Origin of the sequence: Citrobacter sp. Cf125 (assembly GCF_030333935.1) — a bacterium.
Classification (GTDB): domain Bacteria; phylum Pseudomonadota; class Gammaproteobacteria; order Enterobacterales; family Enterobacteriaceae; genus Citrobacter; species Citrobacter freundii.
Genome location: NZ_JAOWEY010000016.1, coordinates 175,480 through 202,031, shown reverse-complemented (window position 1 = coordinate 202,031; position 26,552 = coordinate 175,480). Strand labels below are relative to the sequence as shown.

Annotated in this window: 21 protein-coding genes, 1 tRNA gene and 2 other RNA genes; 18 read left to right on the top strand and 6 right to left on the bottom strand. The window is 52.4% G+C overall.

The features are described 5' to 3' along the window. The 12 genes from eptB to OGV89_RS02050 all read left to right on the top strand — a co-directional run bounded on the left by eptB (position 1) and on the right by OGV89_RS02050 (position 10,007). The gene (gene eptB / locus OGV89_RS02105; RefSeq protein ID WP_286558074.1) at positions 1-1,695 is read left to right on the top strand and encodes a kdo(2)-lipid A phosphoethanolamine 7''-transferase; all 1,695 of its coding nucleotides are present in this window, start codon (positions 1-3) and stop codon (positions 1,693-1,695) included. A 91-nt stretch (positions 1,696-1,786) separates the two neighbouring features. Next, positions 1,787-1,863 (top strand) — tRNA-Pro (locus OGV89_RS02100). Between the two features lie 31 nt (positions 1,864-1,894). Further along, positions 1,895-2,028, top strand: a non-coding RNA gene (locus tag OGV89_RS02095) — RtT sRNA. A 31-nt stretch (positions 2,029-2,059) separates the two neighbouring features. Further along, positions 2,060-2,194, top strand: a non-coding RNA gene (locus OGV89_RS02090) — RtT sRNA. Between the two features lie 73 nt (positions 2,195-2,267). Next, on the top strand, positions 2,268-2,567 hold the full coding sequence (locus OGV89_RS02085) for a hypothetical protein (protein ID WP_141110492.1): 300 nt from the start codon (positions 2,268-2,270) through the stop codon (positions 2,565-2,567). A gap of 209 nt (positions 2,568-2,776) precedes the next feature. Then, positions 2,777-3,013 carry a hypothetical protein gene (locus tag OGV89_RS02080; RefSeq protein WP_127674029.1) on the top strand — a complete coding sequence of 79 codons (237 nt, stop codon included), beginning with the start codon at positions 2,777-2,779 and terminating at the stop codon, positions 3,011-3,013. Beyond that, the gene (gene dppA / locus OGV89_RS02075) at positions 2,928-4,535 is read left to right on the top strand and encodes a dipeptide ABC transporter periplasmic-binding protein DppA (RefSeq protein ID WP_003837731.1); all 1,608 of its coding nucleotides are present in this window, start codon (positions 2,928-2,930) and stop codon (positions 4,533-4,535) included. The genes OGV89_RS02080 and dppA overlap by 86 nt, the downstream gene beginning before the upstream one ends. Before the next feature lie 166 nt (positions 4,536-4,701). After that, positions 4,702-5,721 carry a dipeptide ABC transporter permease DppB gene (gene dppB / locus OGV89_RS02070; protein ID WP_003024312.1) on the top strand — a complete coding sequence of 340 codons (1,020 nt, stop codon included), beginning with the start codon at positions 4,702-4,704 and terminating at the stop codon, positions 5,719-5,721. A gap of 9 nt (positions 5,722-5,730) precedes the next feature. Beyond that, positions 5,731-6,633 (top strand): dipeptide ABC transporter permease DppC, encoded by a 903-nt coding sequence (gene dppC, locus OGV89_RS02065; RefSeq protein ID WP_003837734.1) that lies wholly within the window; start codon positions 5,731-5,733, stop codon positions 6,631-6,633. A gap of 10 nt (positions 6,634-6,643) precedes the next feature. Beyond that, a complete protein-coding gene (dppD, locus tag OGV89_RS02060) occupies positions 6,644-7,627 on the top strand; it encodes a dipeptide ABC transporter ATP-binding protein (RefSeq protein ID WP_003024317.1) in 984 nt (327 codons plus the stop codon). After that, complete coding sequence (dppF, locus tag OGV89_RS02055; RefSeq protein ID WP_003024319.1) at positions 7,624-8,628, top strand: dipeptide ABC transporter ATP-binding subunit DppF; 1,005 nt, start codon at positions 7,624-7,626, stop codon at positions 8,626-8,628. The genes dppD and dppF overlap by 4 nt, the downstream gene beginning before the upstream one ends. Before the next feature lie 176 nt (positions 8,629-8,804). Next, positions 8,805-10,007: a sigma-54 interaction domain-containing protein gene (locus tag OGV89_RS02050; RefSeq protein WP_003024321.1), complete on the top strand. Its 1,203-nt coding sequence runs from the start codon at positions 8,805-8,807 to the stop codon at positions 10,005-10,007. A 35-nt stretch (positions 10,008-10,042) separates the two neighbouring features. Here the strand turns inward: OGV89_RS02050 and OGV89_RS02045 are convergent, their stop codons facing one another. Together OGV89_RS02045 and megL are read right to left on the bottom strand one after the other, a co-directional pair. Beyond that, complete coding sequence (locus OGV89_RS02045; protein WP_003837738.1) at positions 10,043-11,341, bottom strand: aromatic amino acid transport family protein; 1,299 nt, start codon at positions 11,339-11,341, stop codon at positions 10,043-10,045. Positions 11,342-11,458: 117 nt separating this feature from the next. Next, entirely contained in the window at positions 11,459-12,655 is a 1,197-nt protein-coding gene (megL, locus tag OGV89_RS02040) for a methionine gamma-lyase (protein ID WP_003023295.1), read from the bottom strand. A 427-nt stretch (positions 12,656-13,082) separates the two neighbouring features. On the opposite strand from megL, the gene OGV89_RS02035 reads away from it, so the two are divergent. The 4 genes from OGV89_RS02035 to OGV89_RS02020 all read left to right on the top strand — a co-directional run bounded on the left by OGV89_RS02035 (position 13,083) and on the right by OGV89_RS02020 (position 18,582). Next, positions 13,083-13,190 (top strand): type I toxin-antitoxin system toxin Ldr family protein, encoded by a 108-nt coding sequence (locus OGV89_RS02035; RefSeq protein WP_003023297.1) that lies wholly within the window; start codon positions 13,083-13,085, stop codon positions 13,188-13,190. 226 nt (positions 13,191-13,416) lie between these two features. Continuing rightward, positions 13,417-15,423: a biofilm formation regulator HmsP gene (gene hmsP / locus OGV89_RS02030; RefSeq protein WP_003023299.1), complete on the top strand. Its 2,007-nt coding sequence runs from the start codon at positions 13,417-13,419 to the stop codon at positions 15,421-15,423. Positions 15,424-15,580: 157 nt separating this feature from the next. Beyond that, positions 15,581-16,867: a C4-dicarboxylate transporter DctC gene (gene dctA / locus OGV89_RS02025; RefSeq protein ID WP_032950477.1), complete on the top strand. Its 1,287-nt coding sequence runs from the start codon at positions 15,581-15,583 to the stop codon at positions 16,865-16,867. Between the two features lie 221 nt (positions 16,868-17,088). Further along, on the top strand, positions 17,089-18,582 hold the full coding sequence (locus tag OGV89_RS02020) for a M16 family metallopeptidase (protein ID WP_032937215.1): 1,494 nt from the start codon (positions 17,089-17,091) through the stop codon (positions 18,580-18,582). 100 nt (positions 18,583-18,682) lie between these two features. Here OGV89_RS02020 and kdgK read toward each other — a convergent pair whose 3' ends face one another. After that, the gene (gene kdgK / locus OGV89_RS02015; protein ID WP_016151138.1) at positions 18,683-19,612 is read right to left on the bottom strand and encodes a 2-dehydro-3-deoxygluconokinase; all 930 of its coding nucleotides are present in this window, start codon (positions 19,610-19,612) and stop codon (positions 18,683-18,685) included. Positions 19,613-19,842: 230 nt separating this feature from the next. Here kdgK and pdeH point away from each other — a divergent pair, with 230 nt between their 5' ends. Beyond that, positions 19,843-20,610 (top strand): cyclic-guanylate-specific phosphodiesterase, encoded by a 768-nt coding sequence (gene pdeH / locus OGV89_RS02010; RefSeq protein WP_003023308.1) that lies wholly within the window; start codon positions 19,843-19,845, stop codon positions 20,608-20,610. 78 nt (positions 20,611-20,688) lie between these two features. After that, complete coding sequence (locus tag OGV89_RS02005; protein WP_044700379.1) at positions 20,689-22,749, top strand: AsmA family protein; 2,061 nt, start codon at positions 20,689-20,691, stop codon at positions 22,747-22,749. Positions 22,750-22,842: 93 nt separating this feature from the next. Here the strand turns inward: OGV89_RS02005 and OGV89_RS02000 are convergent, their stop codons facing one another. From OGV89_RS02000 to OGV89_RS01990, 3 genes are all read right to left on the bottom strand, one after another. Further along, entirely contained in the window at positions 22,843-24,165 is a 1,323-nt protein-coding gene (locus tag OGV89_RS02000) for an MFS transporter (RefSeq protein ID WP_003023312.1), read from the bottom strand. A 350-nt stretch (positions 24,166-24,515) separates the two neighbouring features. Beyond that, the gene (yhjD, locus tag OGV89_RS01995) at positions 24,516-25,541 is read right to left on the bottom strand and encodes an inner membrane protein YhjD (RefSeq protein ID WP_016151136.1); all 1,026 of its coding nucleotides are present in this window, start codon (positions 25,539-25,541) and stop codon (positions 24,516-24,518) included. A gap of 47 nt (positions 25,542-25,588) precedes the next feature. Then, positions 25,589-26,488, bottom strand: a complete 900-nt coding sequence (locus OGV89_RS01990) for a LysR family transcriptional regulator (RefSeq protein ID WP_003837759.1) — start codon at positions 26,486-26,488, stop codon at positions 25,589-25,591. Positions 26,489-26,552: the final 64 nt, after the last annotated feature.

The window sequence follows — 26,552 nt, the reverse complement described above, 5'->3', positions numbered from 1 at the left end:
ATGAGATATATCAAATCGATGACGCAGCAGAAGCTGAGTTTCTTGCTGGCGATCTATATCGGTCTTTTTATGAATTGCGCTGTGTTTTTCCGTCGCTTTAGCGGATATGCGCACGAGTTTACCGTCTGGAAAGGACTCTCTGCGGTTGTTGAATTAGCTGGCACTGTGCTGGTGACCTTCTTTTTACTCCGTGTTCTCTCTTTATTTGGCCGACGCGCCTGGCGTGTACTGGCAACGTTTGTGGTGCTCTGTTCTGCCGGCGCCAGCTATTACATGACCTTCCTGAACGTGGTCATTGGCTACGGTATTATTGCCTCGGTCATGACCACCGATATTGATTTATCAAAAGAAGTCGTCGGCTGGCATTTTATCGTTTGGCTGGTTTCAGTCAGTATTATCCCATTGGTGTTGATTTGGAGTAACCGCTGTCGTTATACCCTGATGAAACAGATTCGTACGCCTGGCATGAGATGGCGTAGCGTAGCGGCGGTTTTATTGGCTGGCCTGATGGTGTGGGCGCCCATTCGTCTGCTCAGCATGCAACAAAAAAGCGTTGAGCGTGAAACAGGGATCGATTTACCCAGCTACGGCGGAGTCGTTGCGAACTCCTATTTGCCGTCAAACTGGCTCTCTGCGCTGGGTTTATACGCCTGGGCGCAGGTGGATGAATCTTCAGACAACAAATCGCTGATGAACCCGGCGAAGAAGTTCACCTACGTTGCCCCCAACAATCTCGACGACACCTATGTCGTGTTTATTATCGGTGAAACCACGCGCTGGGATCATATGGGGATTTTTGGCTATGAGCGAAACACCACGCCAAGGCTGGCTCAGGAGAAAAACCTGGCGGCTTTCCGTGGATATTCCTGTGATACCGCGACCAAGCTTTCGCTACGCTGCATGTTCGTTCGTGAAGGTGGGGCGGAAGAAAACCCACAGCGTACGCTGAAAGAACAAAACGTCTTTTCTGTGCTCGGCCAGTTAGGATTTAAAACCGATCTGTACGCGATGCAAAGCGAGATGTGGTTCTACAGCAATACCATGGCGGAAAACATTGCCTATCGTGAACAGATTGGCGCAGAGCCGCGTAACCGTGGCAAAAACGTTGACGATATGCTGCTGATTAATGAGATGCAGCAATCTTTACAGAAGACTGATGATGGCGAAAAGCGTCTGATTATTCTGCACACCAAGGGCTCGCATTTTAACTACACCCAGCGCTACACCCGCGAATATGCACAGTGGAAGCCGGAGTGTGTCAATGTTGATAGCGGCTGCTCAAAAGCTGAGATGATCAACTCATTCGATAACTCGGTAACCTATGTGGATCACTTTATTACGCAAGTGTTTGACCAGCTGCGCGATATGAAAGCGATAGTGTTCTACGCCGCCGATCATGGTGAGTCGATTAACGAGCGTGAGCACCTGCACGGGACGCCGCGTAAAATGGCGCCGCCAGAGCAGTTCCGCGTTCCTATGATGGTGTGGATGTCAGACAAATATCTGGAAGACCCTGACCATGCGAAGGCATTTGCGCACCTGAAGCAAGAAGCTGAGATGAAGGTGCCGCGTCGTCATGTGGAACTGTACGATACCGTTCTGGGTTGCCTTGGTTATACCTCGCCAAATGGGGGGATTAACGAGAATAACAACTGGTGTCGTATCCCGGACGCGAAGAAGGTTACAGCCCAGTAACAGAGCTGCTGACTTTCTCGCCGATCAAATGGCATTTTGATACTAAGGGATTGACGGGCGCGCGGCTGAGCAGTAAGATGCGCCCCGCATTCGGTGATTGGCGCAGCCTGGTAGCGCACTTCGTTCGGGACGAAGGGGTCGGAGGTTCGAATCCTCTATCACCGACCAATTTTAAAACCCTGCTCAACGAGCAGGGTTTTTTGCTTTATAGCCCAGGAGGATGAGAACCTCCGGGGGTAAGAGGTTCGACTCGAGCGTAGCGAGAGAACGTTGCGTCAGCAACGGCCCGCAGGGCGAGCCACGTAGTGGCGAGTAATCCTCTATCACCGACCAAATTTAAAACCCTGCTCAACGAGCAGGGTTTTTTGCTTTATAGCCCAGGAGGATGAGAACCTCCGGGGGGTAAGAGGTTCGACTCGAGCGTAGCGAGAGAACGTTGCGTCAGCAACGGCCCGCGGGGCGAGCCACGTAGTGGCGAGTAATCCTCTATCACCGACCAAATTTAAAACCCTGCTCAACGAGCAGGGTTTTTTGTTTTGTAGGCCTGATAAGCGAAGCGCCATCAGGCAATATTGGAGACATTGCCGGATGGCGGCGCAAGCGCCTTATGCGGCCTACAGACTCAGTTTCATCCCGGCGTGTATGGCGTTATTCCAACCCCACCTTTGACCTTCCTTTTATCTGCAAAAATTGTGCATCACTTCCCACTGACAGTTAACGATTCTGTGACATATTCCATTGCCTTTTTTTATGTTTGCTTGAAACTTTTTTTGCGCTACTTATGGCTGGCGCTGGCATTTTCCGCTGTGCGTTTTAACGTTCATGGCATTAATCGCTCAGATATGCAGCATTCATTGGGAAAATTTGAATAAATTGCATAAATGTTAATCTCCAAATGTTGCGAAGTATGAAGATGTTTATTCTGGCATAGTGCGCGTAGCACAAATTTCCCTGCTGAAAATACCCGCTTGCACTTTTTTTAATCTTTGTTTGCCAATTCTCACCGTTGGTGTAAATCGCGGTTACCTGTATTGACGTTTTCACATTCTGTTGACAGATTGTAGGGTATGAGGGGCATTTCATGGAGAATCCGCACTGCAACTCAGTCGCTTATGTGAACGGAATCCCCATCCTCTTAACGCTGACCCGGCCGGGTAAAAAACAAAAAAGGCCAGGCGGTGCAAACCCATTGCAAAGGGTAAAACAACAAACATCACATTTGGAGCAGAAGAATGAGTATTTCCTTGAAGAAGTCAGGGATGCTGAAGCTTGGTCTGAGCCTGGTGGCTATGACCGTCGCAGCAAGCGTACAGGCTAAAACTCTGGTTTATTGTTCAGAAGGATCTCCTGAAGGCTTTAACCCGCAGCTTTTCACCTCTGGTACCACCTATGATGCCAGCTCCGTGCCGATCTATAACCGCCTGGTCGAGTTCAAAACCGGCACAACTGAAGTGATCCCGGGACTTGCTGAGAAGTGGGAAATCAGCGAAGACGGTAAAACCTATACCTTCCACCTGCGTCAGGGCGTGAAGTGGCAGGACAACAAAGATTTCAAACCGACGCGCGATTTAAACGCCGATGACGTGGTGTTCTCTTTCGATCGTCAGAAAAATGCCCAGAACCCGTACCATAAAGTTTCTGGCGGCAGCTATGAATACTTCGAAGGGATGGGTCTGCCAGACCTGATCTCCGAAGTGAAAAAAGTGGATGATAAAACCGTTCAGTTCGTACTGACTCGCCCGGAAGCACCGTTCCTGGCTGACCTGGCGATGGACTTCGCTTCTATTCTTTCCAAAGAATATGCGGACAACATGCTGAAAGCCGGTTCCCCGGAGAAAGTGGATCTGAACCCAATCGGTACCGGTCCGTTCCAGCTGCAGCAGTACCAGAAAGATTCTCGTATTCTGTATAAAGCATTCGAAGGTTACTGGGGCACTAAGCCGCAGATCGACCGTCTGGTCTTCTCCATTACGCCTGACGCTTCTGTGCGTTACGCCAAACTGCAGAAGAACGAGTGCCAGGTGATGCCGTACCCGAACCCGGCTGACATCGCGCGCATGAAGCAGGATAAAAATATCAACCTGATGGAGCAGGCCGGTCTGAACGTTGGCTACCTCTCTTTCAACACCGAGAAGAAACCGTTTGATGATGTGAAAGTCCGTCAGGCGCTGACCTACGCGGTGAACAAAGAAGCGATCATCAAAGCGGTTTATCAGGGTGCTGGCGTTGCCGCGAAAAACCTGATCCCACCGACCATGTGGGGCTATAACGACGACGTTAAAGACTACACCTACGATCCTGAGAAAGCCAAAGCGCTGTTGAAGGAAGCCGGTCAGGACAAAGGCTTTACCGTTGAGCTGTGGGCTATGCCGGTACAGCGTCCATATAACCCGAACGCACGTCGTATGGCGGAAATGGTTCAGGCTGACTGGGCGAAAATTGGCGTTCAGGCCAAGATTGTGACCTACGAGTGGGGCGAGTATCTGAAACGTGCCAAAGCGGGTGAACATCAGGCAGTGATGATGGGTTGGACCGGTGACAACGGGGATCCGGACAACTTCTTCGCCACCCTGTTCAGTTGTGCGGCAGCGAAAGACGGCTCCAACTACTCTCGCTGGTGCTACAAGCCGTTTGAAGACCTGATCCAACCGGCGCGTGCGACCGACGATCACAACAAACGTATTGAACTGTACAAGCAAGCTCAGGTTGTTATGCACGATCAGGCCCCGGCTCTGATTGTTGCTCACTCCACCGTGTATGAACCAGTGCGTAAAGAAGTAAAAGGCTATGTGGTTGATCCATTAGGCAAACACCACTTCGAAAACGTCTCTGTCGAATAATTAAAAGCAATCAAGGAAGCGCTGCGCCCCGGTATTGTGTAGGCCGGATAAGCGCAGCGCCATCCGGCGTAATGCTTTACCCACGATGCAGTTTGCGTGGGATAAGATTTGTGAGCAATGCAGACTCACGGTTCCAGGCCGTGCGTCATTAGAGAGAATCCGGGTTATGTTGCAGTTCATTCTCCGACGTTTGGGACTCGTCATCCCCACGTTTATCGGTATCACTCTTCTCACCTTTGCCTTCGTCCATATGATCCCCGGCGATCCGGTTATGATCATGGCAGGTGAACGTGGGATCTCCCCTGAGCGTCATGCTCAACTGCTGGCTGAACTCGGTCTGGATAAGCCGATGTGGCAGCAGTACCTCCACTATATCTGGGGGGTTATGCATGGCGATTTAGGTATCTCACTGAAAAGCCGCTTACCGGTGTGGGAAGAGTTTGTACCTCGATTCAAAGCCACGCTGGAACTCGGCGTCTGCGCGATGATTTTCGCCGTCTCAGTGGGTATCCCGGTGGGTGTACTTGCTGCCGTTAAGCGCGGCTCCATTTTCGATCATACCGCCGTTGGCCTGGCGCTGACCGGTTACTCCATGCCGATTTTCTGGTGGGGCATGATGCTGATCATGCTGGTTTCCGTGCAGTGGAACCTGACGCCAGTTTCTGGGCGGGTGAGCGACATGGTGTTCCTTGATGATTCCAATCCGCTGACCGGTTTTATGCTGATCGACACCGCCATCTGGGGTGAAGAGGGCAACTTTATCGATGCGTTGGCGCATATGGTCCTACCGGCAATGGTGCTGGGCACTATACCTCTGGCGGTCATTGTGCGTATGACCCGTTCATCGATGCTGGAAGTGCTGGGTGAGGATTACATTCGTACCGCGCGCGCTAAAGGTTTGACCCGTATGCGCGTCATCATCATTCACGCTCTGCGTAACGCGATGCTGCCCGTTGTAACCGTTATCGGCCTGCAGGTTGGTACGTTGCTGGCTGGGGCAATCCTGACCGAGACTATCTTCTCGTGGCCGGGGCTGGGACGCTGGCTGATCGATGCGCTGCAACGCCGTGATTATCCGGTAGTGCAGGGCGGGGTACTGCTGGTCGCGACGATGATTATCCTCGTCAACTTGCTGGTAGACCTGCTGTATGGCGTGGTGAACCCGCGTATTCGGCATAAGAAGTAAGGGGCCATCATGTCACAGGTTACTGAAAACAAAGTTATTGCTGCACCGGTGCCGATGACGCCGCTGCAGGAGTTCTGGCACTATTTTAAACGCAACAAAGGCGCGGTTGTTGGGCTGGTGTATGTGGTGGTAATGATCCTGATTGCGGTCTTTGCCAACGTCCTTGCACCCTACAACCCGGCAGACCAGTTCCGCGATACGCTACTAGCTCCTCCTGCGTGGCAGGAAGGCGGTTCCATGGCGCATCTGTTTGGTACTGATGATGTGGGCCGCGACGTGCTGTCCCGCCTGATGTACGGTGCGCGTCTGTCGCTGTTGGTTGGCTGTCTGGTGGTTGTACTCTCCTTGCTGATGGGCGTGGTTCTTGGGCTGATCGCTGGCTACTTTGGTGGAATTGTCGATAACGTCATCATGCGTGTGGTCGATATCATGCTGGCATTGCCGAGCCTGTTACTGGCGCTGGTGCTGGTGGCGGTATTTGGCCCCTCGATAGGCAACGCTGCGCTGGCGCTGACGTTTGTGGCATTGCCGCACTATGTGCGTCTGACGCGCGCCGCTGTGCTGGTGGAAGTTAACCGCGACTACGTCACCGCATCCCGCGTGGCGGGAGCCGGCGCGATGCGCCAGATGTTCGTCAATATTCTGCCTAACTGTCTTGCGCCGCTGATTGTTCAGGCGTCGCTTGGCTTCTCTAACGCCATTCTCGATATGGCTGCCCTCGGCTTCCTGGGGATGGGCGCACAGCCGCCTACGCCGGAATGGGGCACCATGCTCTCTGACGTTCTGCAGTTTGCCCAAAGCGCCTGGTGGGTTGTGACCTTCCCGGGGCTGGCGATCCTGTTGACGGTGCTGGCATTTAACCTGATGGGTGACGGTCTGCGTGACGCGCTCGATCCCAAACTGAAGCAGTAAGAGGTTCGAGATGGCGTTATTAAATGTAGATAAATTATCGGTGCATTTCGGCGACGTAGGTTCCGAATTCCGCGCCGTAGACCGCATTAGCTACAGTGTGAATCAGGGTGAGGTGGTTGGCATTGTTGGGGAGTCTGGTTCTGGTAAGTCCGTCAGCTCGCTGGCGATTATGGGACTGATTGACTACCCTGGCCGCGTTATGGCCGAAAATCTGGAGTTTAATGGTCGCGACCTGAAGCGCATCTCTGAGAAAGAGCGTCGCCAACTGGTGGGTGCGGAAGTGGCAATGATCTTTCAGGACCCGATGACCAGCCTTAACCCCTGCTACACCGTCGGCTACCAGATTATGGAAGCCATCAAGGTGCACCAGGGCGGCAACAAAAAAACGCGTATTCAGCGGGCAATTGATCTGCTGACGCTGGTGGGGATCCCCGATCCGGCCTCGCGTCTGGATGTCTATCCGCACCAGTTGTCCGGTGGGATGAGTCAGCGCGTGATGATCGCGATGGCGATTGCCTGTCGTCCGAAGCTGCTGATTGCCGATGAACCGACAACGGCGCTGGATGTGACCATTCAGGCGCAGATCATCGAGCTACTGCTGGAATTGCAGCAAAAAGAGAACATGGCGCTGGTCTTAATTACGCACGATCTGGCGCTGGTGGCTGAAGCGGCGCACAAAATCATCGTGATGTACGCTGGGCAGGTAGTGGAAACCGGGGCCGCGCAGGATATCTTCCGCGCGCCGCGTCATCCTTACACCCAGGCGCTGCTGCGCGCGCTGCCGGAGTTTGCTCAGGACAAAGCGCGTCTGGCCTCACTGCCGGGCGTGGTTCCCGGTAAATATGACCGCCCGAGCGGCTGTTTGCTGAATCCACGCTGCCCCTATGCGACCGACAAATGCCGTGCTGAAGAACCTGAACTGAACCTGCTGGAAGGCGGTCGTCAGTCGAAATGCCACTACCCACTTGATGATGCCGGGAGGCCTGGGCTATGAGTACGCAAAAGGCCGCCGCGCAACAGCCGCTGTTGCAGGCAATTGACCTGAAAAAACACTACCCGGTGAAGAAGGGCATGTTCGCCCCGGAACGCCTGGTGAAAGCGCTGGATGGCGTTTCCTTTACTCTGGAGCGCGGTAAAACGCTGGCGGTGGTAGGTGAGTCGGGCTGTGGGAAATCCACCCTTGGCCGTCTGCTGACGATGATTGAAATCCCGACTGGCGGTGAGCTGTATTACCAGGGTCAGGATTTACTCAAGCATGACCCGCAGGCGCAGAAGCTGCGTCGGCAGAAAATCCAGATAGTGTTCCAGAACCCCTATGGTTCCCTGAACCCGCGTAAAAAAGTAGGGCAGATTCTGGAAGAGCCGTTGCTGATCAACTCCACGCTAAGCAAAGAGGAGCGTCGTGAAAAAGCGCTGGCGATGATGGCGAAAGTGGGGCTGAAAACCGAGCACTACGACCGCTATCCGCATATGTTCTCCGGCGGCCAGCGTCAGCGTATCGCCATTGCCCGCGGTCTGATGCTTGACCCGGATGTGGTGATTGCCGACGAACCGGTCTCGGCGCTGGACGTTTCCGTACGTGCGCAAGTGCTGAACCTGATGATGGACTTGCAACAGGAACTGGGGCTGTCATATGTTTTTATCTCGCACGACCTGTCGGTGGTAGAGCACATTGCCGATGAAGTGATGGTGATGTATTTAGGCCGCTGTGTGGAAAAAGGAACCAAGGATCAGATCTTCAATAATCCACGGCATCCGTACACTCAGGCGCTACTCTCCGCAACGCCGCGCCTGAACCCGGACGATCGCCGCGAGCGTATCAAGCTGACCGGTGAGCTGCCAAGCCCGCTGAATCCGCCACCAGGCTGCGCATTCAACGCCCGTTGCCGCCGTCGCTTTGGTCCGTGTACTCAGCTTCAGCCACAGTTAAAAGACTATGGCGGTCAGCTGGTGGCCTGTTTCGCCGTTGACCAGGACGAAAACCCACAGCAATAAACGTGGGTTATGACCCGATAACCGGAGCCTTGTGCTCCGGTTTTTTTATATTTTGTTTTTCCGTCCACAATGTGAGTCCTCTGGCAGAACATTATTCCACAGCGTCTAAAATGTAGTCAGGTTTCCTCTCGTCACAGAAATATCTATTTCGCAGTTGCTAACTATCAGGAGCAAATGTGGTCACGATACGCTGGGATATTAAAACAATTGATCGTCTGTCGATGGTTGAGGATGTCCTGAAGGAATTTTCCTGCTGCGATATCAATATCATCTCCATGAAAGTCACACCTGGACGGATCCTGATTAAATCCTGGTGCCGCCAGCTACAGGATATTTCCTGTGTGCAATCCTGTTTAAGCCAGCGCGCCGATATTATTAATGTCGCCTACCTCTGTGAGGAGATAAGCGAGCTGTCAACGCCGGAGCCGGAACGCCCGCGTTATTTCTCTGACATTATTTGCAGCAGCCAGAGCATGCACGCGCTTATCGAAAAGGCGATAAAAATTGCTGACAGCAAATATACCGTTCTGATCCGTGGCGATACGGGTACCGGCAAAGAGCTGCTGGCCCGGGCTATCCATAATTCCGGGCAGCGACGTTTTTATCCGTTTATTCCGGTCAACTGCTCTGCGCTACCTGAGTCGCTTATGGAGAGTGAATTCTTTGGCTATGAGAAAGGGGCTTTTAGCGGCGCGGATTGTAAAGGCAAAAAAGGGCTGTTTGAAATGGCCGATAAAGGCACCCTTTTTCTCGATGAATTTGGTGAAATGTCGCTGGGCTTACAGGCTAAATTATTGCGCGTCCTGCAGGATGGTGGGATCCGTCGCGTTGGCGGGGCGCAAATTATTCCGGTTAATGTTCGCATTATTGTGGCAACCAACGCCAATCTGGAAGATATGGTGGAACAACGTCTGCTGCGCGCCGATCTCTATTACCGCATCAATGTACTTTCCCTGACTATTCCGCCTTTGCGGGAGCGTCCGCAGGATATCAGTCTGTTGATTCGCCACTTTGTGCAGAAATACGCGAAGGAATTCCAACGGCGGATCATTCTGGATAAAGCTTGTTTTGATGCCTTGCACCATCACAGCTGGCCGGGAAACGTGCGCGAACTGGAAAATACCATTATTCGTCTGATGCTAATGGCGGAATCCGATGTCATTACGCCCGAAGAATTAGGGATGGTGAATTTGCCCGCCGCTGAGCAAGGCCCGACAGAACGTCCTTTTAAAGAGCAGGTTTTGTATGCGGAACGCCAGCTTATTGAACAGATGATGGAAGAGAATGTGTCGTCGCGGCATATCGCCAAAGCGCTGGGGGTGTCACATACCACGGTACTGAATAAAATTCGCAGCTATCAACTGGAGAGTGTGAGCTAAGCGCCGCCAGGAGCTGACGGCGCAGTTTACGCGGGTTATTCAATCAGCTTCAGTAATGGCGACAGGCACAGCAGGATCCCGTACAGCAGGATTAGCCAGGTTTTCAGCCCGCGTAGTTTTTCCAGCTGTGTGACTTTATAGATCAGGAAAAACGGAATAATACACGACACAATCCCGTACAGCGGGCTGCCTAACTGGAAGAACACCAGTACTGATACGCGAAACGATACCCAAATCACCAGGGTGATAACAATAAAGGTACAAATACCCAGCGTAAGCACCAGAGGATTAATTTTTTCCACGTCAATAACGCGGCTCAGTACGTTAAGAATAATTCCTTTGATCGCCTCGTGGAATCCCAAATAAATACCAAAGAACGCGGTTAATACGGCGAAGATATTTAATACCGTTGAGGTGATATGAATAATCTGTCCCGGAATGACCTGTGCCGCCAGCGCCAGTGCGGAAATATTTTGTTCGAAGGCCGAAACGGCTTCTTCATGGCTAATGGAAAAGGTAAAAGAAAAAGAGAAAAACAGGATGACCGCTATCAGCGTAATGTAACTGATCCGATGCGTGCGTATAGCCATACGTGTGGCCAGTACCCGGTCCGCCACCCGTTTGCGGTAGGCGATGTTCATAGGGTTCAACACCTGAATAAACACCGCGGAGAAGAAGCAGAACGGGATAGTCAGCAGCACATCGCGAAAGAACACCGAGGCTTCAGGGAAGGCGCTGATATTAGCGAAGTTCCAGTGCGGAACCATCGCAAAACCAAATACGATGATGATACCCACTTTGACCACTACCATCGGGCCGGAGATTTTGAACAGCAGTTTTTCTCCCCCGGAAGCAATGGCGACCAGCACGGCAAAAATGGCCACTTTGTAGATTATCGACTGTGAAAGATCGGTCTCGGTCAAGCCGAAGGTTTTGATATATGAAGCGCTGTCAAAAACCACGGATAAGGAATAAATAAATATGCCGTGAATAATCATCAGAAAATAGATGACGCCAAGAAATACGCCCCAGTTTTTTCCCAGATAATGACTTATAATGTCCGTGTAGTCATTACAGGTTTCACTTTCTGATAATGTTTTTAAATAAATATCCTGCACAATATAAGTTGCCGGATAAGCAATAATAAAGGCGACAATAAATACCCAAATGCCTGTTAAGCCAATTTGTACCGGCATCAGTACCGTTCCGGCACCAATGGCCATGCCTATGCACAGTAATACCCAGCCAAAATCGTATTTCGTAAACGGTATTTTTTTTGAGAATGGTACGGCGGTTGCTGTATTGTTGCTTAATTGTAATGTGTTGTCCTGCATAGAACCCCCTGCCCAAAATACACGTTCTCCCCGAAAGAGGATTGCGCGTATTGCCAGACTGTTGTGCCTTGATTCTCAACAACCTGAACCGAACGGCGTCGGTTCAGGCCATATTGGTCAGAATGTTGCCTTTCTGATGGCGTGTTCAAGGTCGTTAATAATATCTTCTGGATCTTCAAGACCCACAGAAAGACGGATAAGCCCGTCGGTAATACCTGCTTTAAGCCGTTCCTCTGGCGCAACGGGCGAATGTGTCATAGACGCTGGGTGCTGAATGAGGGTTTCGGTATCACCGAGACTGACCGCGAGGAGGCATAATTCTACAGAATTGATCATCCGTCTGCCAGCCTCGAGGCCGCCAGCGATTTCGAAGCTGATAATTCCACCTGGCAGGCTCATTTGTCGCTGGCCCAGCTCATACTGCGGATGCGATGACAGGCCTGGATAATACACCCGAGTAATGGACGGATGCCCTTCGAGGAAGCGGGCGATTTTCAGCGCATTTTCACAGTGACGCTCCATACGAATGCCCAGCGTTTTAACGCCGCGCAGCGTCAACCACGCATTGAAAGGACTCATGCAGCCGCCGGTGATATCTTTCAGGCCAACAAACCGCGCCTGGTCGATAAACTCCTGCTTACCAACAATGATGCCGCCAATCACATCCCCGTGACCGTTGATATATTTGGTGACGCTGTGCACCACAATATCTGCGCCCAGTTGCAAAGGCTGCTGACAGTACGGCGACATAAAGGTGTTATCCACCACCAGTAATGCGCCTTGCTGATGGGCGATGCCGGCTACGGTTTCAATGTCGACCAGCGACAGCGTCGGGTTAGCGGGCGTTTCGATATACACAACTTTGGTTTCCGGGCGCATGGCGGCGCGGATTTCTTCCGGTTTCGCGGCGTCGACAAAGCTGACGTTAATCCCAAACTTCGGCATGCTGTGCGACAAAAACGCGTGGGTACAACCGTAAATCGCGCTGGCGGAAACGATATGGTCACCCTGCTGACAAAGCGTCAACAGCGTTGTGGTGATCGCAGAAATACCGGACGCGGTAGCCAGCCCGGCTTCACCTCTTTCCAGTACCGCCAGCTTTTTCTCCAGCGCATCAGTGGTAGGGTTACCCAAGCGGGTGTAAATGTACCCGGACTCTTCGAGCGCAAAGCGGGCGGCACCTTGTTCGGCGCTGTCAAAAACAAACGTTGAAGTCTGGAAAATAGGCGTACTGAGCGCGCCAGTTGAAGGGTCGGGTTGTTGCCCCGCGTGAACGATCTGGGTGTTGAATCCGTAAGTACGACAGTCAGACATGATATCTCCTTTGATTCGGAACAGAACAGCTCACAGTCATATAGCAATCGCTGTGCCAGAAAATAAACTAATAGATATCAATGTTTTAGTGGTTTTATCGTGCGGGTGGCCGTCAGGAAAGTTGCCAGTTGGCAAGAAACTTTCCAGCGATTGGCGGATTTATTAAGTCGTAATTGCGAGGCTTTACGCAGACTGGATCACCTCGGGGTGATGAGACGAAAGTGTTACCGTAGAATCAGCAGCAAGCCGGGTTTACCCGGTGAGGCGCGATGTTGCGGGGGCTTGATCCCCGGCGGCATATGTTGCTGGAAAGAGAAAACCCCCGCACGTTGTTCGGTATAAACCTAGCAACAAAACGGGGGCTAACTTGAACCTCAACAACTCAAGAATAGCCGCGAACAGTTGCCATTGCAACACAGGCGGCTATATGACGCTCGCACAGTTAGGCGTGGCTTTCTGGCACGATTTAGCGGCTCCAATTATCGCTGGCATTATTGCCAGCTTGATTGTGAACTGGCTGCGTAACAGGAAGTAATGCACTTTGCGGGCGTCTGCCTGCCGTAATGGCAACATGCGCCCGAACCAGGCCGCAGGGGCTAACCTTGCGGCCTTTTTCGGCTTAAATGCAGATAAATCTCGTCGCCAGGTGCCTATCCTGTCGCGATAATGCACGCTGGGAAGTTTTCAGATACCGCCTCTCTTAATACCGCTACGATCGGGTATACTCTGACGGCAGTTTCGTCTATCCGTGGAGAGTCAGTTTGCGTGTCAGTCGCTCGTTAACAATTAAGCAGATGGCAATGGTTGCGGCCGTTGTTATGGTGTTCGTTTTTATTTTTTGCACCGTTTTGTTGTTCCATCTGGTCCAGCAAAACCGCTATAACACGGCTACGCAACTGGAAAGTATCGCTCGCTCTGTTCGTGAACCTCTGTCGAACACTATCCTGAAAGGGGATATTCCCGAAGCGGAAGCTATTTTAAGAAGTATTCGGCCAGCAGGCGTGGTAAGTCGCGCCGATGTGGTGCTGCCTAATCAGTTTCAGGCGCTGCGGATGAGCTTTATACCCGAACGTCCGGTTCCGGTTACGGTGACCCGCCTGTTTGAGCTTCCGGTACAAATTTCGCTGCCGATCTATTCTCTTGAACGTTCCGCTAACCCACAACCGCTGGCGTATCTGGTGCTGCAGGCGGATTCGTACCGCATGTACAAATTCGTGATGAGTACGCTCTCGACGTTAGTGACCATTTACTTACTTTTGTCGCTAATACTGACCGTCGCTATCTCCTGGTGCATTAACCGCTTGATTGTGCACCCCTTACGTAAAATAGCCCGTGAGCTGAACGACATTCAACAGCAGGACCTGATTGGTTATCAACTGGCATTGCCGCGTCTACATCAGGATGATGAGATTGGTATGCTGGTGCGTAGCTACAATCTTAATCAGCAGTTGATTCAGCGACATAGCGAAGATCAAAGCGACTTAGCAATGCGTTTCCCGGTTTCCGAACTGCCCAATAAGTCGTTTTTAATGGGGCTACTGGAGCAGGTTGTTACCCGCCAACAGACGACGGCGCTGATGATTGTCACCTGCGAAACCCTACGTGACACCGCGGGTGTGTTAACCGAAACCCAGCGAGAAATCCTGTTACTTACGCTGGTCGAAAAACTGAAGTCGGTATTGGCTCCCAGGATGGTGCTTACCCAGGTGAGTGGCTATGACTTTGCCATTATCGCCCATGGTGTAAAAGAACCCTGGCACGCTATTACGCTAGGTCAGCAAGTACTCACTATCGTTAATGAGCGGTTACCGATTCAGGGCATTCAACTACGTCCTACCTGCAACATTGGGGTGGCGATGTTTTATGGTGATTTAACCGCAGAGCAGCTCTACCGCCGCGCCCTGTCAGCTGTGTTAACGTCGCGTCATAAAGGTAAAAACCAAATTCAGTTCTTTGATCCGTTGCAGATGGAAGAGGCGCAGCAGCGTTTAACCCAAGAGAACGATATTTTAACCGCCATGGATAACCAGCAATTTGCGCTCTGGATGCAGCCCCAGGTAGAGATGTCCAGCGGCAAGGTATTGAGCGCAGAAGCATTATTGCGGATGCAGCAGCCGGACGGTAGCTGGGAGCTGCCTGAAGGGTTAATCGACAGAATTGAGTCTTGTGGTCTGATGGTGACCGTCGGTTATTGGGTGTTGGAAGAAACATGCCGCCAGCTGTCAGCCTGGCAAGAACGCGGTCTCATGCTGCCGCTCTCGGTGAATTTATCAGCTCTCCAGTTGATGCACCCAAGTATGGTGTCTGATCTGCTGGAATTGTTGACGCGCTATCGCATTAAGCCAGGCACATTGATTCTGGAAGTGACTGAAAGCCGGCATATTGACGATCCTCACGCCGCAGTGGCCATTTTGCGACCGCTGCGCAACGCGGGCGTGCGCATCGCCCTGGACGACTTTGGCATGGGGTATGCGGGTCTGCGACAGCTACAGCATATGAAGTCGCTGCCGGTGGATGTACTCAAAATCGATAAGATGTTTGTCGATGGCGTGCCCGAAGATTGCAGCATGATCTCCGCCATCATTCAGCTGGCACATAGCCTCAACTTGCAGATGATCGCCGAAGGCGTTGAAACCGAAGCGCAACGCGAATGGTTATCAAAAGCCGGGGTGGAAGTGGCGCAAGGATTCCTGTTTGCCCGACCCGTTCCGGCAAATATCTTTGAAGAACGTTATCTGGCACCGGAAAGCGCTGATTACAAAAGTTAAAAAAGGTCTCGCTTGTGCGAGCCAGCTCAAAATTTTTAACATTTTTGTATCAATTATGATCCAGGTGCATTTCTGTCATGTTGAGTGGGTGTTACTTTAAGGCCGCAGGTTAAACAAAACCTTACAAGACCTGTGGTTTTTACTTTAAGGACACCCTATGAAGACCTCTATATTCAAAAGCCTTTACTTTCAGGTCCTGACAGCAATTGCCATTGGTATTCTCCTTGGCCATTACTACCCTGAATTAGGCGCCCAAATGAAGCCGCTTGGTGATGCTTTCGTTAAGCTCATCAAGATGGTCATCGCACCTGTCATCTTCTGTACTGTCGTGACCGGCATTGCAGGCATGGAAAGTATGAAAGCAGTAGGCCGCACCGGTGCGGTTGCACTGCTCTATTTTGAAATTGTCAGTACGATTGCGCTGATCATCGGCCTTATCATCGTTAACGTGGTGCAACCCGGTGCCGGAATGAACGTCGATCCGGCGACGCTGGACGCTAAAGCGGTTGCCATTTACGCTGAACAGGCAAAAGACCAGGGGATCGTAGGCTTCCTGATGGATATTATCCCGGGTAGCGTCATTGGCGCGTTCGCCAGCGGTAACATCCTGCAGGTATTACTGTTTGCGGTAATGTTTGGTTTTGCGCTGCACCGTCTGGGCAGCAAAGGCCAGATGATTTTCAACGTGATTGAAAGCTTCTCGCAGGTTATTTTCGGCATCATCAATATGATCATGCGCCTGGCGCCGATCGGTGCTTTCGGGGCCATGGCCTTTACCATCGGTAAATATGGCGTCGGAACGCTGGTGCAACTGGGTCAGCTGATAATCTGCTTCTACATCACCTGTATTCTGTTTGTGGTTGTGGTTCTGGGCTCCATTGCTCGCGCAACCGGCTTCAGCATTTTCAAATTCATCCGCTATATCCGTGAAGAACTGCTGATCGTACTGGGTACGTCTTCTTCTGAATCCGCGCTGCCGCGTATGCTCGATAAAATGGAGAAACTGGGCTGTCGGAAGTCAGTTGTCGGATTGGTTATACCCACGGGCTACTCGTTTAACCTTGATGGGACATCAATCTATCTGACGATGGCGGCGGTGTTTATCGCTCAGGCAACCAACAGCCATATGGATATCTTCCATCAGATAACCCTGTTGGTGGTGCTCCTGCTCTCCTCAAAAGGTGCAGCGGGTGTGACCGGGAGTGGCTTTATTGTTCTGGCCGCGACGATCTCTGCGGTGGGTCACTTGCCGGTTGCTGGTCTGGCACTGATTCTTGGTATTGACCGCTTTATGTCTGAAGCACGTGCGCTGACTAACCTGGTCGGTAACGGTGTGGCAACTGTCGTCGTCGCTAAATGGGTCAAAGAACTGGACCATAAAAAGCTGGACGATGTGCTGAATAATCGTGCGCCGGATGGCAAATCGCACGAAATATCCTCTTAATCTCTCCACTTATGCCCGTAGTCCCTTCCAGGACTGCGGGCGTTTGCGCATAATTACCCCCTGTGCCTGAAACCGTCGATTCGTCGGCTCGGGATTTTTTCACTTCTTCCGTGACATTTTTATGTTCTCGCGGTCTAACACGAAGTGTTTTTAACGTCATATTCAGAGAGTCCTTTCGAGGGCTGTCTTTTTATTTCCAGGATAGTTGATCAGGGGTTCACATGCAGGGCACAAAAATTCGACTTTTAGCGGGCGGCTTGCTGATGATGGCCACTGCCAGCTATGTGCAGGCAGATGCGCTCCAGCCTGACCCGGCGTGGCAACAGGGCACGCTGGCAAATGGTCTACAGTGGCAAGTGTTAGCCACTCCCCAGCGCCCCAGCGACCGTATTGAGGTCCGCCTGCTGGTTAATACCGGTTCACTCACCGAAAATACGCAACAGAGTGGTTTCAGCCATGCGATCCCACGTATCGCGCTGACGCAAAGCGGTGGCCTCGATGCCACGCAAGCCCGTTCATTGTGGCAGCAGGGGTTCGATCCCAAACGTCCCATGCCGCCGGTTATCGTTTCCTATGATTCCACCTTGTACAACCTCAGTCTGCCAAACAGCCGTAACGATCTACTGAAAGAGTCACTTTCTTACCTGGCGAATATCTCCGGCAATCTGAGCATCACCTCTGAAACGGTCAATCATGCGCTGAGCAGCGAAGATATGGTTGCAACCTGGCCGTCAGATACCAAAGAAGGGTGGTGGCGTTACCGTCTGAAGGGATCGACCCTGCTGGGGCACGATCCCGCCGATCCGCTGAAAACGCCTGTAGATGCGGCGAAAATTCAGTCTTTCTACCAGAAATGGTATACCCCGGACGCGATGACGCTGATCATCGTCGGTAACGTTGATGCACGCAGCGTAGCTGAGCAAATCAATAAAACCTTTGGCGAGTTAAAAGGAAAACGCGAAACGCCTGCACCGGTACCTACGCTCTCTCCGCTGCGAGCAGAAGCCGTAAGCATTATGACCGATGCGGTACGCCAGGATCGCCTGTCTATTATGTGGGATACGCCGTGGCAACCGATCCGTGAATCTGCCGCGTTGTTACGTTACTGGCGCGCTGATTTAGCTCGTGAGGCGCTGTTCTGGCACATTCAGCAAGAGCTAACCAAAAACAATGCCAAAGACATTGGCCTCGGATTTGACTGCCGGGTGCTGTTCCTGCGCGCGCAGTGTGCGATTAACGTTGAGTCGCCAAACGATAAGCTGAACGCCAATCTGGGTACGGTTGCGCGTGAGCTGGCGAAAGTGCGTGATAAGGGACTTCCGGAAGAAGAGTTCAATGCGCTGGTCGCGCAAAAGAATCTGGAACTGCAGAAGCTGTTTGCCACCTATGGTCGTACTGATACCGATATTTTGATCAGCCAGCGTTTGCGCTCGCTGCAAAATCAGGTGGTGGATATTGCGCCTGAACAGTATCAGCGTTTACGCCAGAGCTTCCTCAACAGCCTGAGTGTTGAGATGCTGAATCAGGACCTGCGACAGCAGCTGTCGCAAGATATGGCGTTAATTCTGCTGCAACCGAAGGGTGAACCTGAATTCAATATGAAGGATCTGCAGGCGACGTGGGATAGCATTATGGCGCCCGTTACCGCAGCGGCAACATCTGTTGAAACGGATGAATCACACCCTGAAGTGACGGATATCCCGCCGGTACAATAACCTGTAGGCCGGATAAGACGGTTACGCCGCCATCCGGCATTGGAGATGCCGGGGGCGCTTCGCTTGCCCGGCCTACGGTATGCAGACCGGATAATCGACGTTATTGCGGCATAGCGTCGCGTGGGATAATCGCCCCGCGATGCTGAATCACGGTGCTTGCTGTCAGGTGGCCGCGTTTTGCGGCCTCAGCAGCATCGCCACCGGTCAGACGTACCGCCAGATATCCGGCGCTGAAGGAGTCTCCGGCCGCAGTGGTATCGATCACCTTCTCTTTCGGCAATTTAACGGCCGGAACGTCGATGAGCGCTTCGCCCGCGATGGAAACCAGGCAAGAGTCTGCGCCACGCTTCACAACCACTTCCTGTACACCAGCTGCGTGAGTACGGGCAATCACCTCAGCAACGGGTTTTTCACCCCACAGCGCGTCTTCATCGTCCAGCGTCAGGAATGCGATATTGGTGCATTCCAGCATCTGCTGATACACCTGCTGGGTTTCTTCTTTGCTGCTCCACAGACGTGGGCGGTAGTTATTATCAAAAATGACCTTTCCACCGTTGGCACGGCATTCACGCAGCAACGACAGCAGCTTGTCACGACTTGCCGGACTTAAAATCGCCAGGCTGATTCCGCTCAGATACAAGTAATCAAATGTCGCCAGCTCTTCGCAAATCGCGGCAGACTGCTCGCTCTCCAGCCAGAATTTTGCGGCGGCTTCATTACGCCAGTAATAGAAGGTGCGCTCGCCAGTGCTGTCGGTCTCAATGTAGTAGAGACCCGGCAGGCGGTTTTCCATGCGCTGGGTTAATGAGGTATCCACGTTTTCACCCTGCCAGGACTCCAGCATTTGTTGGCTAAAACTGTCGGTACCCAGTGCAGTCACATAGTGTACGGAAAGTGCCGTAGCATCGACCTGACGGGCGATATAAACGGATGTATTCAACGTGTCGCCACCGAATCCGCGCTGAACGTCAGCGCCTTTCTGTGACAGCTCAATCATGCATTCGCCAATCACGGCAATCTTTCTGGACATAGTCGTAACCTGCTCTGAAAAAAATTAGCGTTAGTGTGCGCTGTGGGTGTTAAGTGGTCAACTATATTAAAACAACGTTCCATTATTTTTTTGAGCCAGCACGTGTTCTGCGTTGTTTTTGCCGCTTAGTTTTTATTTTTGCGCACAGCTGAACGTAAAGTTCTGCGTCTGAGCGCCGATAACCTTTGACGAGTCCGGTCAGTCACACTCTTATTTACAGGACATCTCAGATGATAAAGCAGGTTACCCAGCAGCTCATTACGCTCGATGCGAGTATTGAAAACTTGCAGGAGAGACGCTATTGGCTGCAGTGCGAGCGTGCTTACACCTACCAGCCAATTTACCAGACCAACGGACGACTGATGGCCGTTGAACTGCTGACTGTCGTGAGCCATCCTGATAATCCATCCCAACGTATTGCGCCAGACCGCTATTTTGCCGAAGTAACCGTCCGACATCGTGTTGATGTGGTGATAGAGCAACTTCTTCAACTTGAGCTGAAAGGGGACTTTTTCAGAGCCAACAACCTACTGGCTTCCGTGAACGTCGACGGACCAACGCTCATAGCGATGCGCCAGGATCCCGAAATCCTGAAAATCATTGAAGGCCTGCCGTGGCTGCGTTTTGAGCTAGTGGAACATATCCGCTTACCGAAGGGGTCGTCCTTCGCCTCAATGTGCGAGTTTGGCCCGCTCTGGCTGGATGATTTTGGTACCGGAATGGCGAACTTCTCGGCGCTTAGTGAAGTGAATTATGACTATATCAAAGTGGCGCGAGACCTGTTCGTCATGCTGCGCAAGACGCCGGAGGGACGTAATCTCTTCACACTACTATTACAGCTGATGAACCGCTATTGCCGCGGTGTGATTGTCGAAGGCGTTGAAACGCTGGAAGAGTGGCGCGATGTGCAAAACTCACCGGCTTTTGCCGCACAAGGCTATTTTCTCTCTCGTCCAGTGCCTCTGGACACGCTTGAAGAGGTGATCCTGTCGCTTTGATGAGGACGTAGCACACCTCCTTTTCATCCTGCTGGACTATCTTTAGGACAGGCAAGGAAGGAAGTAGAGAGGTTAGACATGACGAAAACAGGTAAAATAACCACTTCAGTAATAGGGGTTTTCTTGTTGTTGATCGTCGTACTCATCATTGTGATTGCGACATTTGACTGGAACCGGCTCAAACCGACCATCAACCAGAAAGTCTCTACAGAACTCAACCGGCCCTTTGCTATACGGGGTGACCTGGGCGTGGTTTGGGAACGCCAGAAGCAGGAAACCGGCTGGCGTAGCTGGGTTCCGTGGCCGCATGTTCATGCTGAAGATATCATCCTCGGCAACCCGCCAGACATTCCTGACGTTACCATGGTGCATCTCCCGCGTGTTGAAGCTACGCTCGCCCCACTGGCACTGCTGACAAAAAACGTCTGGCTCCCGTGGGTCAAGCTGGTCAAACCCGATGCGCGGCTGATCCGCCTGTCGGAGAAAAACAATAACTGGACCTTTAACTTAGCTGGGGACGAAAACCGCGATTCTAATGCGCCGCCATCCGCGTGGTCGTTCCGGCTGGATAACATTCTGTTTGACCAGGGACGCATCGCCATTAACGATAAGGTGACGAAGTCGGAGATTGAGATCCTGGTCGATCCGCTTGGCAAACCGTTGCCCTTTAGCGAAGTGACCGGCGCAAAAGGTAAAGAGAGCAACGCCCGCGTCGAGGACTACGTGTTTGGTCTGAAAGTGCAAGGGCGATATAACGGCGAACCGCTAAGCGGTAGCGGAAAAATTGGCGGAATGCTGGCGCTGCGTGGTGAAGATACGCCTTTCCCGATTCAGGCTGATTTCCGTTCGGGCAATACGCGCGTAGCGTTTATCGGCACGATAAACGATCCGATGAACATGGGCGGGGCGGATCTGCGACTTAAATTCTCGGGAGATTCGCTAGGGGATTTATACGATTTGACCGGCGTGCTGCTCCCGGATACGCCGCCGTTTGAAACCGACGGACGTCTGGTAGCGAAAATTGACCCGGAAAAATCCTCTGTTTTTGATTATCGCGATTTCAATGGCCGCATTGGCGACAGCGATATTCACGGAACGCTGGCCTACACCACCGGCAAGCCGCGACCCATGCTGAAGGGCGATGTGGAATCACGCCAGCTGAGGCTGGCCGATTTGGGGCCGCTGATCGGGGTGGATTCAGGCAAAGGGGCGGAACGGGCAAAACAATCTGAACAGCGCAAAGGTGAGAAGAGCGTTCAGCCTGCGGACAAGGTGTTGCCGTATGACCGTTTTGAAACAGACAAATGGAACGTAATGGACGCTGACGTGCGTTTCAAAGGACGGCGTATTGAGCATGGCAGTAGTCTGCCGATCAGCGATCTCTCCACTCATATCATCCTGAAAAATGCCGACCTGCGTCTGCAACCGCTGAAATTTGGTCTTGCGGGAGGCAGCATTGTTTCCAGCATCCATCTGGAAGGGGATAAAAAGCCGATGCGGGGGCAGGCGGATATCCAGGCTCGCCGCCTGAAGCTTAAAGCGCTGATGCCGGATGTGGAACTGATGCAAAAAACCCTTGGTGAAATGAACGGTGACGCCAGGTTTAGTGGGAGCGGAAACTCGGTGGCGGCGCTGTTGGGTAACAGCAATGGCAACCTGAAACTGCTGATGAATGACGGTTTGATCAGCCGGAATCTGATGGAAATTGTGGGCTTGAATCTGGGGAACTATCTTGTCGGGCAGATATTTGGCGATGACGAAGTGCGGGTGAACTGCGCGGCGGCGAATCTGGATATTGTTAACGGCGTGGCGCGTCCGCAGATTTTTGCTTTTGATACAGAAAACGCAGTCATTAATGTCACCGGTACGGCAAGTTTTGCGTCGGAGCAACTGGATTTAACCATCGATCCGGAGAGCAAAGGGATTCGTATTATTACTCTGCGTTCGCCGTTGTATGTTCGCGGTACCTTTAAGAATCCGCAGGCAGGCGTGAAGGCCGGACCGCTAATTGCGCGCGGTGCGGTTGCTGCTGCGCTGGCAACGCTGGTGACGCCAGCGGCAGCCCTGCTGGCGCTGATTTCACCTTCTGAAGGGGATGCTAATCAGTGCCGGACAATCCTGTCGCAGATGAAGAAGTGATGAGAGCGCCGGATGAGGTGTAAACACCTTATCCGGCCTACGGGGGATTGCAGTCTGTAGGCCTGATAAGCATAGCGCCATCAGGCAATCAAATTACAGCGATTGATGCCGTGTCTCATGGGTTAACAGCAGCGCAATTAACGTTAACGCCGCCATTGATGCCAGATACGTACCGACCGCCGCCAGGCCGTAATTCGCCTGCAGCCATGCGGCAATGTAAGGGGCAACGGAAGCACCAAGAATCGACGAAACGTTGTACGAGAACGACGCTCCCGTATAGCGCACTTCAGTCGGGAACAGCTCCGGCAGCAGCGCGCCCATCGGACCAAATGTCAGTCCCATCAGGCTTAAGCCCAGCAACAGGAAGGCGAAAACCAGCACCGGATTGCCAGAGCCGAGCAGTGGTTTAAAGGCAAACAGCGCAAACAGAATGATGAGCGTGGTGATGATGAGCATGCTCTTGCGACGACCAAATGCGTCGGCCAGCAGGCCCGCCACCGGTACCATGACGCCAAAGCCAATCACCGCCATCATCAGCATCCACAACACTTCATTCCGCGGCAGGCCAAGTCCTACAGGCGCGGCTGCGGTGCTGAACGTCATCGAATAGACGGTCATGATATAGAACAGCGTATAGGTCGCCAGCATGATGAACGTGCCGAGGATCGTCACGCGAACATGTTTGGTCAGCAGAGTACCCAGCGGGATTTTCACCTGCTTTTTCGCCGCGGCTACTTTGGCGAAGACCGGGGATTCATGCAGCGAAACGCGAACGTACAGACCGATAATCACCAGTACCGCAGAGAAGATGAACGGTACGCGCCAACCCCAGCTCATGAACTGCTCGTCGGTCAGCAGCCAGGAGAGCAGCAGAAAGGTACCATTGGCGAAGAAGAAGCCAATAGGCGCGCCCAACTGCGGAAATGATCCGTACAGAGCGCGTTTGCGCGGTGGTGCGTTTTCCGTTGCCAGCAGCGCAGCACCGCCCCATTCACCGCCCAGACCTAACCCCTGGCCAAAACGCGCCAGCGCCAGCAGCAGTGGGGCGAAAATGCCGATCGTTTCATAGCCCGGCAGCAGACCAATGACGACCGTCGAAATCCCCATGGTGAGCAGTGAGGCAACCAGCGTGACTTTACGGCCGACGCGATCGCCGAAATGCCCGAATACAGCAGAACCGATCGGTCGTGCCACAAAGGCGATAGCAAAAGTCGCCAGGGACTGTAGCGTCGCGGCAGTCGGATCCCCCTGCGGGAAGAAGATGTGCGGGAACACGATCACCGCGGCGGTGGCGTAAATATAGAAGTCGAAGAACTCAATGGCGGTGCCAATGAGCGAGGCGACGACGACTTTATTGCGCGAGTTGACCGGGGTGTGTTCCTGTTCGTTGTCGAGTGTTGTGGCTGTTGCTTGCATAATATTTTCTTATTTTTGGCCGAACGAGAGGCCATATTACGCACAGCAAAAGAGATATTTCAATCTGTAACAAACTTTGATAGCGGTCAAAAATAGAGCAAAAAGGGGATAATTTTTAGGCTCGAGATTTCACTTCCATGAAATGCTTCACATAATTTAAAACTTAGATGATAAAACTGGTTTTTGGTTAAATAAAAGTTACGGGTTGGATTTATTCACTAAATCGGTGAGATTGGGCGGCATTATAATTGCCGGATGGCGCTGCGCTTATCCGGCCTACAAAACTCACCCGTAGGCCGGATAAGACGCGTGCGTCGCCATCCGGCAATTAACAACTAATCCGGCGGTGGCTACTGCGTTTTCCCCGGCATACGCGGGTCGTCTTTGTATTCCGCCGTGGCAATCCAGGCAGCGCAAAACAGAGTCAGACGAGCGAAGAAGTAGAAGAACGCCATCAATCCAAGCACGGAACCAAACGCCGCGCCTGACGGCGATTGCACCAGTGACGGCAGGGTATATGTCATGATCATTTTGATGACTTCAAACCCCAGAGCCGCGATAAATGTGCCGCGTATGAGCGCTTTTTTACGCGGTCGGTGACGCGGTAGCCGCCAGAAAATCCAGAAGAACAGCAAGTAGTTGGCGAAAATAGAGATGGTCAGGCCGATCAGCCGCCAGGCGGGCTTCAGCCATTCGATACCGTCGAGATACAACGCAGAGATAATCATCTGCTGGGCGGAGCCGGCAATGGAGGTAATGGACAGAGTAACAATCAGCGCAATCAGTAAGCCAATCAATGAGATAAAATCACGCAGATATTTGACCCAAATTTTTTCCTGATCCTGCGGGGTACGCTCCCAGACATCCCGCGACTGGGCACGAATTGCTTCGCGCAGGTTTCCCATCCAGTTAATGCCGGAATAGAGCGCGATGCCAAGCCCCACCAGACCGACGGTGGTACGTTGCTGTACGGCAGTATTAATGGTGTTTTTCAGCGTAGAGGCGAGCGTCGGATCGCTGACGTTGAGCAGAATTTTGCCGAAGATATCCTGTAACAGCGTAGGATGCGAAGCGAGAATAAAACCCGCGGCGGCAAACGACACCATCAGGATCGGGATCATCGACAGAAACGAGAAGTAGGTAATCGCGGCACCAAACTGATTTCCCATGCGATCGTTAAACCGCTCCGCAGCCCGAATCAGATGGGCAATCATGGGCTGGCGTTGAACTTTTTCAGCGAAGGTCAGGGCAGTTTTCAACGCCTGGTTGGTCTTACCATTGGTTTCTGTATTTTCCTGCTCCAGGGGCTCAATTTTTAGGATGGGGGCGTGCTCAAGTTCCTGAATGGGGCGTTTAATCTCTTTTTCCTGCGTCATCAGGGCAATAATCCTTGTTCTGTTCATTCTCAGGACAGTATAGCTTGTCAGTCCACATAGTCTTTCATCACGCCAGTCAGCCATTCCATAAACAGATGTACCCGGCGAGAGAGGTTGCGTCGATGCGGATAAAGCAAAGAGACCGGCATTGGCTCGGCGCGATATTGCGGCAACACTTCGACCAGCGTACCGGCGCGCAGGGCATCACGCACGCCAACGCGCGGTACCTGAATAATGCCCAGACCGGCAAGGCATGCCGCGTGATAGGTTTCGGTACTGTTTACCGTTAGCATGCCGCCGGTTTTAACCCATTGCGTGCCGTTTTCTGTCGCCACTTCGAAGCCTTGCGCACGCGTTCCCAAATTGACCGAGTAGTGCACCACTGCATGTGAAGCTAAATCCTCCAGGCTTTCCGGATAACCAAAGCGGGCGAGGTACTGCGGGCTGGCGCAGTTAATCTGCGTGAGTTTCCCCAGTGGGCGCGCAATCAGCCCTGAATCTTTCAGCGTGCCTACGCGTACCACACAGTCGAAACCTTCGCGGACCAGATCCACCAGGCGGTCGCTGCTGCTGAGTTCGAGCTCAAGGCCGGGATACTGATGCAAGAAAGTGGGTAAGCGGGGCATCACCAGATTTCTCGCCACGCCAACCGGCATATCGACGCGCAGCTTGCCGCTGATGCTGGACGGATCGTGATGAAATAGTCCATCCAGCTCATCCAGATTGCTCAACAAATCTTTTGCGCGTTCGTAATAGATCATACCGTCTTGTGTAAGCTGAACGCGGCGGGTAGTGCGGTGCAACAACTGCGTGCCCAGATGATTTTCCAGGGCCTGGATTTGGCGAGATACGCTACCTTTAGGAAGACCAAGGGTGTCTGCCGCACGCGAAAAGCTCTCCAGTTCTGCGACGCGGATGAACAACTGCATTGCGTGAATTTTATCCATTCTTATGCCCTATTGTTGTTCCAAATGAAACAGTAATGCGCAACAGACGACATTTATTGTTTTT